This window comes from Xanthomonas prunicola (genome assembly GCF_025266575.1).
GTDB lineage: Bacteria > Pseudomonadota > Gammaproteobacteria > Xanthomonadales > Xanthomonadaceae > Xanthomonas > Xanthomonas prunicola.
The window spans coordinates 4,971,841-4,983,376 of sequence record NZ_CP096142.1; the positions used below are offsets into that span (position 1 = coordinate 4,971,841).

Annotated in this window: 12 protein-coding genes; 9 read left to right on the plus strand and 3 right to left on the minus strand. The window is 63.4% G+C overall.

Annotated elements, in window-relative coordinates; translation table 11 throughout:
- The first annotated feature begins 209 nt into the window (after positions 1-209).
- The 6 genes from M0D43_RS21225 (at position 210) to M0D43_RS21250 (ending at position 5,558) form a co-directional block, all read left to right on the plus strand.
- Complete coding sequence (locus M0D43_RS21225; protein ID WP_260808304.1) at positions 210-650, plus strand: helix-turn-helix transcriptional regulator; 441 nt, start codon at positions 210-212, stop codon at positions 648-650.
- A complete protein-coding gene (locus M0D43_RS21230; protein ID WP_260807586.1) occupies positions 647-1,303 on the plus strand; it encodes a hydrolase in 657 nt (218 codons plus the stop codon). The genes M0D43_RS21225 and M0D43_RS21230 overlap by 4 nt, the downstream gene beginning before the upstream one ends.
- A complete protein-coding gene (locus M0D43_RS21235) occupies positions 1,300-1,737 on the plus strand; it encodes a DoxX family protein (RefSeq protein ID WP_260807587.1) in 438 nt (145 codons plus the stop codon). Before M0D43_RS21230 ends, M0D43_RS21235 begins: the two co-directional genes overlap by 4 nt.
- Before the next feature lie 113 nt (positions 1,738-1,850).
- Positions 1,851-3,692 carry an amidohydrolase gene (locus tag M0D43_RS21240; protein ID WP_260807588.1) on the plus strand — a complete coding sequence of 614 codons (1,842 nt, stop codon included), beginning with the start codon at positions 1,851-1,853 and terminating at the stop codon, positions 3,690-3,692.
- 94 nt (positions 3,693-3,786) lie between these two features.
- Positions 3,787-5,415, plus strand: a complete 1,629-nt coding sequence (locus M0D43_RS21245; RefSeq protein WP_260807589.1) for an MFS transporter — start codon at positions 3,787-3,789, stop codon at positions 5,413-5,415.
- Positions 5,415-5,558, plus strand: a complete 144-nt coding sequence (locus M0D43_RS21250) for a XapX domain-containing protein (RefSeq protein WP_260807590.1) — start codon at positions 5,415-5,417, stop codon at positions 5,556-5,558. The genes M0D43_RS21245 and M0D43_RS21250 overlap by 1 nt, the downstream gene beginning before the upstream one ends.
- A gap of 297 nt (positions 5,559-5,855) precedes the next feature.
- On the opposite strand, the gene M0D43_RS21255 is transcribed toward M0D43_RS21250, so the two are convergent.
- On the minus strand, positions 5,856-6,680 hold the full coding sequence (locus M0D43_RS21255) for an alpha/beta fold hydrolase (RefSeq protein WP_260808306.1): 825 nt from the start codon (positions 6,678-6,680) through the stop codon (positions 5,856-5,858).
- A gap of 550 nt (positions 6,681-7,230) precedes the next feature.
- The gene (locus M0D43_RS21260) at positions 7,231-8,565 is read right to left on the minus strand and encodes an Nramp family divalent metal transporter (protein ID WP_260807592.1); all 1,335 of its coding nucleotides are present in this window, start codon (positions 8,563-8,565) and stop codon (positions 7,231-7,233) included.
- A gap of 145 nt (positions 8,566-8,710) precedes the next feature.
- On the opposite strand from M0D43_RS21260, the gene mntR reads away from it, so the two are divergent.
- The 3 genes from mntR to orn all read left to right on the plus strand — a co-directional run bounded on the left by mntR (position 8,711) and on the right by orn (position 10,358).
- Entirely contained in the window at positions 8,711-9,178 is a 468-nt protein-coding gene (gene mntR / locus M0D43_RS21265; protein WP_101363950.1) for a manganese-binding transcriptional regulator MntR, read from the plus strand.
- Positions 9,179-9,246: 68 nt separating this feature from the next.
- Positions 9,247-9,702 (plus strand): tRNA adenosine(34) deaminase TadA, encoded by a 456-nt coding sequence (gene tadA, locus M0D43_RS21270; RefSeq protein ID WP_260808308.1) that lies wholly within the window; start codon positions 9,247-9,249, stop codon positions 9,700-9,702.
- A 71-nt stretch (positions 9,703-9,773) separates the two neighbouring features.
- The gene (orn, locus tag M0D43_RS21275; RefSeq protein WP_046964110.1) at positions 9,774-10,358 is read left to right on the plus strand and encodes an oligoribonuclease; all 585 of its coding nucleotides are present in this window, start codon (positions 9,774-9,776) and stop codon (positions 10,356-10,358) included.
- 214 nt (positions 10,359-10,572) lie between these two features.
- Here the strand turns inward: orn and M0D43_RS21280 are convergent, their stop codons facing one another.
- Positions 10,573-11,532, minus strand: a complete 960-nt coding sequence (locus tag M0D43_RS21280; protein WP_260807593.1) for a mechanosensitive ion channel family protein — start codon at positions 11,530-11,532, stop codon at positions 10,573-10,575.
- Positions 11,533-11,536 lie beyond the last annotated feature (4 nt).

Here is an 11,536-nt window from a genome sequence, read left to right on the forward strand (position 1 = left end):
GCGTTGTATCGGTGGACGACGCAGCGCTGCGCCGAGCGCGCATCACATCCACGCTGCCCCATGGCCGAACACGGACAGCACTACCCCAAAAGGGGGAGCGATTCGCCTCACCATCAGGGGTAGGGCGGTGAGGATGTCCCTCGCACCATAGGGCCAGTTCCCCGCGGAGACGCAGCATGGCACCTCTGATTGTTGTCGGTGGCCCCGATATGCGTGCCGCAGCACACGTGCAAACGCAGGCGCCGCGTGCGCGCGCTGTTGCTCGCGCAATGCAGTACATCGACACGCATTTGTATGAGCCTGTGAGCGTGGCGCATCTCGCGGAAGCTGCCTGCATGAGCCGTTTCCATTTCGCGCGCGTGTTTCGTGATGCGATCGGTGCCAGCCCGATGGAATACCTGCGCCTTCGTCGGCTCGAACGTGCACAGGCGCTGCTGCGCGAAGGCCGCCACACAATCAGCCAGATCGCCAACGATCTGTGCTTCTTCGATCAAAGCCACTTCGTTCGCAGCTTTCGCAATGCGACTGGTTGTACCCCTGCGCGGTTCGCCGCGCAGATGGCGATGGATGCATGCGGCAACGCACACATGTCAACTGCGCAGCGGTGCGTTGGTCATTCTATTTCACTTTCCCTGGAGCAACACGCATGACCACCGCAACTGCCGTGCCCGGCACATCCTTGCTATCGCCCGGCGATCACACCCTGATTCTGATCGACCACCAATCGCAGATGGCGTTCGCCACGCACACCATCGACATCTCGGCGCTGCGCAACAACGTGGCGTTGATTGCCAAGGGCGCCAAAGGTTTCAAGGTGCCCGTGATCCTGACCACCGTCGCAGAGAAATCGTTCTCCGGCCCGCTGTTTCCCGAGCTGCCGGAGATCTTTGCCGGCGAACCGGTGTTCGATCGCACCAGCATGAATGCCTGGGAAGACCAGGGTGTGATCGATCGCGTCAACGCCATCGGCAAGCAGCGTCTGGTGGTTGCCGGGCTGTGGACCAGCGTGTGCATCGTCGGCCCGACGCTGTCGGCGATCGAGCAGGGGTTCGAGGTCTACGTCATCACCGATGCCTGCGGCGATGTGAGCGATGAAGCGCACGAACGTGCAGTGACGCGCATGGTGCAGGCCGGCGCCGCACCCATCACCAGCGTGCAGTACCTGCTGGAATTGCAGCGCGATTGGGCACGTAGCGATACCTACGACCTGACCACCGGCATCGCGCGCGCGCATGCGGGCGGCTACGGCATCGGCATTCAGTACGCCAAGACCATGTTCGGCGCGCAGGAAGGCGGGCATTGAACGCATCGGCACCACGCTGCAATGCCGGCCTTGCAGCGGCATGGCTGATGCTGCGCATTGCCGGTGGCGGTTTCCTGCTGCCGCATGGCCTGGGCAAGTTGCTTGGATGGTTTGGTGGACCGGGACTGGCTGGATTTACCGCTGAATTACAGCAATTCGGCTTTCCGTCTGCGCAACCGTTGCCGTTGCTGCTGGCCTTGGTGCAGACGCTCTCGGGGCTGGCGGTGTCACTGGGTCTATGGACGCGCCTCAGTGCTGCGCTGGCGTCGGTGTTCATCGCCACCACCGTCGTGGTGGCCGTGCCCAAAGGCTGGTTCTGGATGCATGGCGGGATGGAATACCCGCTGATGTGGCTGCTGGTGTTGCTGGGGCTGGTCGCCGCCGGCGGTGGCGCATGGTCGCTGGATGGGCTGCGCAGGCGTGGTGCGGCATGAGCGGCGGACCGAATGATCACGATGCCGGGCGACGCCTGTGGATGCAGGGCGCCGCCGCCGGTCTTGCGTTGGGCGCCTTGCCCGGCGCTTGGTCTGCTGCAAGGAAGTCTCCGATGGTCGATCTTGTCGTTCGCAACGCACGCATCACCACCCTCGATCCACGCCAGCCCAGCGCCACCGCCATCGCAGTGGCCGATGGACGCATCGTGGCGGTGGGCGACGACGCACAGATCATGGCGCTGGCAGCTGGCGCCCGCAGCATCGATGCGCAAGGCCGACGCCTGTTGCCCGGCCTCAATGACAGCCACACCCATCTGATTCGCGGCGGGCTCAACTACAACCTGGAGCTGCGCTGGGATGGCGTGCGCTCGCTGGCCGATGCGATGGCGATGTTGAAGGCGCAGGTGGACCTCACGCCAGCGCCGCAGTGGGTGCGCGTGGTCGGCGGCTTCACCGTCTATCAATTCGTCGAAAAGCGCCTGCCGACGCTCGACGAAATCAACGCCATCGCACCAGATACGCCGGTGTTTCTGTTGCACCTGTACGACCGCGCCTTGCTCAACCGCGCAGCGCTGCGTGCCTGTGGTTACGACAAGACTACGCCGGATCCGCCAGGCGGACGCATCGAACGCGATAAATTCGGCAATCCAACCGGCCTGCTGCTGGCCAAGCCCAACGCCTTGCTCCTCTACGCAAGCCTGGCCAAGGGCCCGCGCCTGCCGCTGGAGTATCAGGCCAATTCGACCCGCCAATTCATGCGCGAACTCAACCGCTTGGGGATCACCTCGGTGATCGATGCCGGCGGCGGTTTCCAGAATTATCCGGAGGACTACCACGTCATCGAACAGCTGCACGCGGCTGATCAACTGAGCGTGCGCATCGCCTACAACCTGTTCACCCAGAACAAGGGCAAGGAGGTCGAAGACTTCCGTGGCTGGACCGAGTTACTGCCGGTACGCAAGGGCGACGACCTGCTACGCCACAATGGCGCCGGCGAGATGCTGGTATTTTCTGCTGCAGACTTCGAGCAGTTCAGCGAGCCGCGTCCCGAGCTGCCGCCGGAGTTGGAACCTGAGCTGGAGCAGGTCGTGCGACTGCTGGTGGAAAAGCGCTGGCCGTTCCGCATCCATGCAACCTACGACGAAAGCATCGGGCGCATTCTCGATGTGTACGAAAAGGTCAATGCCGACATTCCGTTCGATGGCCTGCATTGGTTCGTCGATCACGCCGAAACCATCACGCCACGCAATATCGACCGCATTCGCGCCTTGAATGGCGGTATCGCCGTGCAACATCGCATGGCTTACCAGGGCGAAGCGTTCGTGCAGCGTTACGGCATGCAGGCTGCGAAACAAACGCCGCCGGTACGGCGCATGCTGGCAGCGGGGATTCCCGTCGGCGCGGGCACCGATGCCACGCGCGTGGCCAGCTATAACCCGTGGGTGGCGCTGTCGTGGCTGGTCACCGGCCGCACCGTCGGTGGCCTGGCCTTGTACGGCGAAGAGAATCTACTCGATCGCGAACAGGCATTGCGGCTCTGGACGCAGGGTAGCGCCTGGTTTTCTGGCGACGAGGCAACCAAGGGCACGTTGGCGGTAGGGCAGTTGGCCGACTTCATCGTCTTGTCCGACGATTATTTTCGCGTCGACGATGCTGCCATCGCCGACATTACCAGCGTGCTGACCGTGTTGGGTGGGCGTGTTGTACACGGTGACGGCGACTTTGCCGCGCTGGCACCCACGCTGCCACCGGCCATGCCGGACTGGTCGCCGGTGAATCGCTCTGGCGGCTATCACGTGGGTGGCGTGGTCAGCGGATTGTCTGCTGCGGCGCACGTGCTCGGCCACAGCTGTCGCGCCCACGGCGTGCACGGGCACGCGGCGCAGCATGCTGCACCCACCGACGACCTGCGCGGTTTCTGGGGTGCGTTGGGCTGCGCGTGCTTCGCGTTTTGAGGGCGCTATCGCTACCACGCAGGTGTGCAGGTGCGATGGATGCCGCGCACCTTGTCATGGTCTGTTTCATCCCATTGCCTGGAGCCTTGCCGCGATGACTGTTTCTGCCGCACCTGCCGAAGGTGGTGCCTGGGCGCCGCTGCGTGAGCCAGTTTTTCGCGCGTTGTGGCTGGCGATCCTGGGCAGCAATATCGGCACCTGGATCAACGATGTCGCCGCGTCCTGGGTGATGGCCGAACAGACCGGCTCGCCGTTGATGGTGGCAGCGGTGCAATCTGCCACCACCTTGCCGGTGGTGTTGTTCGCCCTGGTCGCCGGCACGCTGGCCGACATCGTCGACCGTCGCCGCTATCTGATGTTCACCCAGGGCTGGATGTTGCTGGTGGCCGGCACGCTCGCCATGCTGGCGCATCTGCAGTCGCTGACGCCGTGGGTTCTCGTTGCGCTGACCTTCGCGATGGGCATGGGCGCAGCGATGGCGATGCCGGCGCAAGCGGCGATCGTCTCGGAGCTCGTGCCGCACCCGATGTTGGCCTCGGCAGTAGCGCTCAATTCGATCGGCATGAACATCGCCCGATCGATCGGTCCGGCCGTGGGCGGCATGGTCGTGGCGCAATTCGGCCCACCGTGGGCATTCCTGCTCAATGGCGTGACGTTTGGCCTGATGCTGTGCGTGTTGTGGCGATGGCGCCGCGATGTGCATACCTCGGCATTGCCGCCTGAGAGCTTCGGCGCAGGTCTGCGTGCCGGGTTGCGTTATGCCGCGCGAGCCGGCCGCCTGCAGGCGGTGCTGATCAAGGCCGCCGGTTTTTTCCTGTTTGCCAGTGCATTGACCGCATTGCTGCCCTTGGTGGTCCGCCGCGATATGCAGCTGGGCGCCGGCAGCTACGGCATCCTGCTGGGCTGCATCGGCATCGGCGCCATCAGCGGCGCCTTGCTGTTGCCGCGTCTGCGTGCGCGCTACGACCGCGATCTGCTGGTGTTCGTCGGCACCCTGGTCTGCGCTGCATCGCTGTTGGGGTTGGCGCTATCGCGGCAGATCGGCGTGTTGTGCGTAGTGATGGTGGTGAACGGTCTGGCCTGGATCACCGTGCTGTCGTCGTTGCAGATCGCAGCACAGACCTCCGTGCCGGCGTGGGTGCGCGCACGTGCGTTGTCGCTGTATATCGTAGTGTTTTCTGCCGGCATGGCCAGCGGCTCGCTGTTATGGGGCGCGTTGGCGCAGCGCACTTCCATTGCGACAGCCCTGCAGATCGCCGCTGCCGGTGCAGTGATCGCAGCGCTGCTGGTCAAGCGCGCACGCCTTGCCGGAACCGAACAGTTGGATCTCGCTCCCGGCGGGCATTGGCCTGCACCTGCGCAATCGGACAGCGTGGAGCACGACCGTGGCCCGGTGCTGGTGACGGTGGAATACCGGATTAGTGCCGACGCACGCAGCCGGTTCTTACAGTTGATGACGCAGCTGGGCAATGCGCGTCGCCGCGATGGCGCCGTGGTCTGGGGCATTGCCGAGGACGCTGCAACACCTGGCGTGCAACTGGAATACTTCATCGTCGCTTCGTGGTTGGAGCATTTGCGGCAGCACGAACGCGTCACTGGCGACGACCGCCACTTGCAGGAGCAGATCCGTGCCCTGCATCAAGGCGAACGGGCACCGGTGGTGCGCCACTTCGTCGGTGGCGGCGGTGCGCCGTTGCCGCCACACGCGCATTCGGATATCTGATGCCCGTGAATTGGAAGGCCATCAGCGGCATCGGCTGCCGGCTGCTCAAGCTTCCGTTGCCTGTACCGCCACGCCTGACAGGTGCCTTGTTGGTTGTGGCGATGAGCGGTGATTTTCTACTTGCCGAATGGTTGCTGCATTAAATCAGCACGATGTTCGAAAGCGGGTGGCCTGTGCAACCCTGCCGAATCAACGCTTTTGGGTGAATGCTTGATAGCGACTGCGGAGGAACTTCGCGCTGGTCCATGGCGGGGTGGATGATGTGAGTCTGGGTCGCAGAGCGGCTGATTTGTATATTGGCCGCAGGGCCCTTGCCCTCCCGCCATCGCAGAACACGCCACAAGTACGTCCATGTAGCCTTTTACGAGTTATCCATGCCTGGTAAATCAAAAAAAGGCCGGCTCGCGCGCGCCGGCCTTTGCTGAGCCGCTACGACTGGATCAGGCTTTCGCAAACGCCAGTAGATCCTTGTTGAACTGATCCGTGTGGGTGAAGGTCAGGCCGTGCGGCGCACCGGCATAGATTTTCAACTCTGCATTCTTGATGATCTTGGCCGACAACTTGGCAGATGCATCGATCGGCACGATCTGATCGTCGCCGCCGTGCACCACCAGTGCTGGCACATCGATCTTCTTCAGGTCGGGCGTGTAATCGACCTCGGAGAATTCCCTAATGCAGTCGTACTGGCCCTTGTGTCCACCCAACATGCCCTGCAGCCAGAATGAATCGCGCATGCCCTGGGTGACCTTGCTGCCATCCCGGTTGGCGCCAAAGAACGGCGTGGTCAGGTCCTGATAGAACTGCGAACGGTCCTTGGCCACACCAGCGCGGATGCCATCGAACACGCTCATTGGCAGGCCACCCGGATTGGTCGGGCTCTTCACCATCTGCGGGGGCACTGCACCGACCAGCACCACCTTTGCGACACGCTTGCTGCCATGGCGGCCGATGTAATGCGCCACTTCGCCGCCACCGGTGGAATGGCCGACCAGGATCGCGTCCTTCAAATCCAGCGCGTCGATGACCGCAGCCAGATCGTCTGCGTAGCTATCCATCTCGTTGCCGTCCCACGTCTGCGACGAACGGCCGTGGCTGCGGCGATCATGCGCAATCACCCGGAAGCCGTGCTGACCCATGAACAGCATCTGCGCATCCCAGGCATCGGCGCTGAGCGGCCAGCCATGCGAAAACACAACCGGCTGGCCCTTGCCCCAATCCTTGTAAAAAATGTTGGCGCCGTCGGGACGTTTGACGAAATTGGACATCGTGTTGACTCCATGAGTGGACGAGTGGGGCGACGAGGTGGACTGCGCGCGCGTGGCCGCAGCAGCATTGGCGAGCGTTGGCAGCGATAACGCTGCCACGGCTGCCGTGCCAGAAATGAGAAAATTGCGGCGTCCGGCATCGGCCGGATGCGCCTCGAACGGATTCATAAGAACTCCTGTAGGCGAGGGTATGCAACCCGGCGGTCGCATGCATGCGCAAACGCGTCATGCCGGCGTACCCACGCAGCGCAAGCCATTGCGGGCAACGGACAGACCGGTGCATGCGCCAAGTACAGCGCGAGTGGCATGCACGCAGATTGCACGCGCGTGCTCAGTGCACCGGCCAGCGCGTGGACTGTCATCGGGTGGAGCGATGCGCAGGCCGAACTGGAGACGTCAACGGACGCGGCCGCTTAACGCGCGCCGAGGCCATGTCCACCAGTGATGTTGCGTAGTGAAGCGAGCAGTGCGCGAGGTCTTCTTTCAGCGTCCTAGCCGCACGACTCAGCGAATCGAACCCAAGCGCAGCGATGACGGAAGAGATCGCCTTTCAGTGCAGCGCGGTGTCCCACAGCAGCTTCAGATTGAGGCACAGGATAACGGCCGCAATCACCCAGGCGATGCGCACCAGCCACGCCGGCGCCACCAACGCACCCATCAATTGCCGGTCGGAGACGAAGCGCACCAGCGGAATCACCGCAAACGGCAATTGCATCGACAATACCACCTGGCTGAGCACCAACAACCGCGCGGTGCCGGCTTCGCCGTATAGCCAGGTCACGATCACCACCGGCACGATGGCAATGCCACGGGTTAGCAAGCGCCGCACCCATGGCGGCATGCGCAATTGCAGGAAGCCTTCCATCACGATCTGCCCGGCCAACGTGGCGGTCACGGTGGAATTGATGCCGGAAGCAAGCAGTGCCACCGCGAACAGGGTCGAGGCCAGGCCAACACCCAGCATTGGCGCCAACAACGCATGCGCCTGTTCGATCTCCTGCACGTCGGTGCGGCCCTGCGCATGGAAGACCGCTGCCGCCAGGATCAGGATCGATGCGTTGATAAACAGCGCGAGCATCAACGCCACGGTGCTGTCGGTGACTGCCCAGCGCAGCGCCGATTTCCTGCCGACATCGGTCCGCGGATACGCGCGCGTCTGCACGATCGACGAATGCAGATACAGGTTATGCGGCATCACCGTTGCACCGATGATGCCGATCGCCAGGTACAGCGCCTGCGGGTCGGTAACCACCTGCGCACGCGGAATGAAACCGCCCAGTACTGCCGCAATCGGCGGCGCGGCCAATGCGATCTGGATGCCGAAGCACACGAAGATGATCAGCAGCAGCGCGATCACGAACGCCTCCAGCGCACGGAATCCGCGGTTCATCAGGAACAACACCAGTACCACATCCACCGCGGTGATGATCGCGCCCACGGTGAGCGGGATGCCGAACAGCAGCTTCAACGCAATCGCGGTGCCGATCACCTCGGCCAGATCGCAGGCGATGATTGCCAGTTCGCAAATGCCCCACAGCGCCAGATTGACGCCGCGTGGGTAGCGCGCGCGGCAGGCCTGCGCCAGATCCAGCCCGGTCGCGATGCCCAGCCGCGCCGACAGGCCTTGCAGCACGATCGCCATCAGGTTGGACAACAGGATCACCGACAGCAACAGGTAGCCGAACTGCGAACCGCCGGCCAGATCGGTGGCCCAGTTGCCCGGATCCATGTAGCCCACCGACACCATGTAGCCTGGCCCCAGAAACGCCAGCAGGCGGAACCACCAATGGCCGCCCTTGGGCACGGAGACGCTGGCGTGGTGGTCGCCTAGGCCACCGGTGGTGGTGGCTGACGATAGCGCTGAGGCGGTGGTGTCGGCGGACATGCGGGGGGAGGCCAGGACGGGTCGATGAGGATGATATAGCAAGTGCTATGCTGTTGAGCATTGGCAAACTCAATCGTATTGATCGGCCGCGTGCTTCAAACTACGCATCCCGGCAGCGACGCCGGCGACGATAGCGAGGACAAGGGTGGGCAAGAGCGAAAAGGTGGAAGCGGCTGCGCCGGTCCTGATCGATGCACAGGTGCATATGGAAAGCTTCCGTCAGGTGCGCGAAGCGCGCCGCGCCGAGCTGGTCGAAGACTATGTGGAGCTGATCTCCGATCTTCTGGTCGACGGCGGCGAAGCACGTCAGGTCGACATCGCTGCGCGCCTGGGCGTGGCGCAACCCACCGTGGCCAAGATGCTCAAGCGGTTGGTACGCGATGGTTGGGTTGTGCAGCGGCCCTACCGCGGCGTGTTTCTGACCCCGGCCGGCGAGGCATTGGCTGCCTCCAGCCGGCAGCGGCACCAGATCGTGGAGCGCTTCCTGCTTGCGCTTGGCATCGACGAAGCCACGGCGCGTCGCGACGCGGAGGGCATCGAGCACCATGTCAGCGAGGCGACGGTTGCTGCGTTCGCCGCGTTCTTGGAACGTCAGGGCGGCTCGCCTACGTGAGCCTGCCTGCCGGGTTGCCCACCGATGCGCCGATCGATACGCCACACTCGGCGATCGACGTGCACTGGATGCAGCACGCCCTCCACTTGGCCGCGCGTGCCGAGCGCGACTACGACGAGATTCCGGTTGGCGCGCTGGTCGTCGATGCCGTAGGCAACGTGCTGGGCGAAGGTTGGAACTTCAATATCGCCAGCCACGATCCCAGCGCGCATGCCGAAATCGTGGCGATGCGCGAAGCCGGGCGCCGCCTGGCCAATCACCGCCTGATCGGCTGCACGCTCTACGTCACACTGGAGCCGTGCGCGATGTGCGCCATGGCGATGATCCATGCGCGCATCGCGCGGGTGGTATTCGCTGCCAGTGACCCCAAAACCGGTGCCTGCGGCAGTGTCTTCGACCTGTTGGCCGACCCGCGCCACAACCATCACGTGCAGGTGGCGGGCGGCGTGCTGGCTGCAGAGGCAAGCCTGCGGCTGACCAATTATTTTCGTGCCAAGCGTGGCAAGCCGCCGCTCGTGCCCTGAGCGGCACGGCCGCGGTATGATGCGCGCCCTTTCAGTACCCCGGCCGGCAACGGCCTCCACAGGACGGTGATATGGCAGACAACGTTGCGGGTAACGACCGACTGATCTGGATCGATCTGGAAATGACCGGCTTGGATACCGATCGCGATTCGATCATCGAGATCGCCACCATCGTGACCGATGCGCAGTTGAACGTGCTTGCCGAAGGGCCGGAACTGGCCATCGCCCACCCGTTGGCCACCCTGGAAGCGATGGACGAGTGGAACCGCAACCAGCACCGTCGCTCCGGCCTGTGGCAACGCGTGCTCGACAGCCAGGTCACCCATGCACAGGCCGAAGCGCAGACGGTGGCGTTTCTGGGCGAGTGGATCCGCGCCGGCGCCTCGCCGATGTGCGGCAACTCGATCTGCCAGGACCGCCGCTTCCTGCATCGCCAAATGTCGCGCCTGGAGCGTTATTTCCACTACCGCAATCTGGATGTGTCCACCATCAAGGAACTCGCGCGGCGTTGGGCGCCGACGGTGGCTAATGGGTTTGCCAAGAGCTCGGCCCACACCGCCCTGAGCGATGTGCGCGATTCGATTGATGAGCTGCGTCACTATCGTCAGTTCATGGGCGCACTTGGCGGCGATACCGCTGTGGGTGTGGAAGGCTGAGAAACTGCCGGCGTGTGTTCCGCAGTGTGGGCGGTGCAGTGGCTTGAGGCGTCCAGCAATCTGCTGTGTCCAGCGTGCCATTGAAGCGCCTGTCAACGTCACTTGGTTGCATGGCTCGCAAACACGACTCCGAGCAATCCACACGAATAAAACAGGCCGCATCGTCCGATGCGGCCTGTTTGTTTTCTACTGCGGGATTGCCTGTCTCGCCGCATCAACGCGCCAACGAAGGTCCCTTGTTCAGATCGCCATCATCGGTAAGGCCTTTGAGCAACAGATCGGAGATCGGCTTGCCATCTGCATCGTGGTGATACACGTGCAGATCGCGCTGCGGGTAGGGGATGTTGAGCCCGTTTTCCAGCAGCTGGTTACGGATCTGTTCCAGCGTGGTGCTCTTGGCCGCACCGAAATTGCCGTTGGTTGCATACGCAAACAACATCAGATCGACCGTACTTTCGCCCAGGTTGGTGACCTGCACGAACGGCGCCGGCGACTCCAGAATGTTCGGATTGTCCTTGGCGATCTGCAGCAGCAGTTGCTGGGCCTTCTTCAGATCGTCGCCATATCCCACGCCAACGGTCACTTCCAGGCGGCGGTTGGGCAGGGTGCTGTAGTTGACGATTGGCGCGGTGGTGATGGTGCTGTTGGGCAGGGTGATCATGCGTTCGTCGAAGCTGCGCAGCCGGGTCTGGAAAATCCGGATCTCGTCCACGATGCCTTCCTGGCCGGCGATCACCACGTGGTCGCCATCGCGCATCGGCCGCAATACGATCAGCATCACGCCGGCAGCGATGTTGGACAGCGAATCCTTCAACGCCAGGCCGACGGCCAGACCGGCCGCACCCAGTACCGCGATCAGCGAGGTCGGCGGCACGCCGATCTTGCTCAGCGCGCTGACGAACACCAGCACCAGCAGCAACGCATACGACACGTTGCGCAGGAAGTTGGTCAACGTGATCTCGATGCGGGCGCGGGTCAGCGCACGGTGCAACCACTGGCTGAGTTGCTTGGCCAACCACATGCCGGCCACAAGAATCAGCAGCGCCAGCCCCCAGTTGAGCGCGTATTGCGCCCAGGGAATGTTGGCCCAGTTGAACGCGGGCTCCGCCGCCTTGGCTGCCGCCGGCTTCGCAGCGACTGCTCCCGCAGCCGCTGCCAACAAAGCACCCCCCATTCCT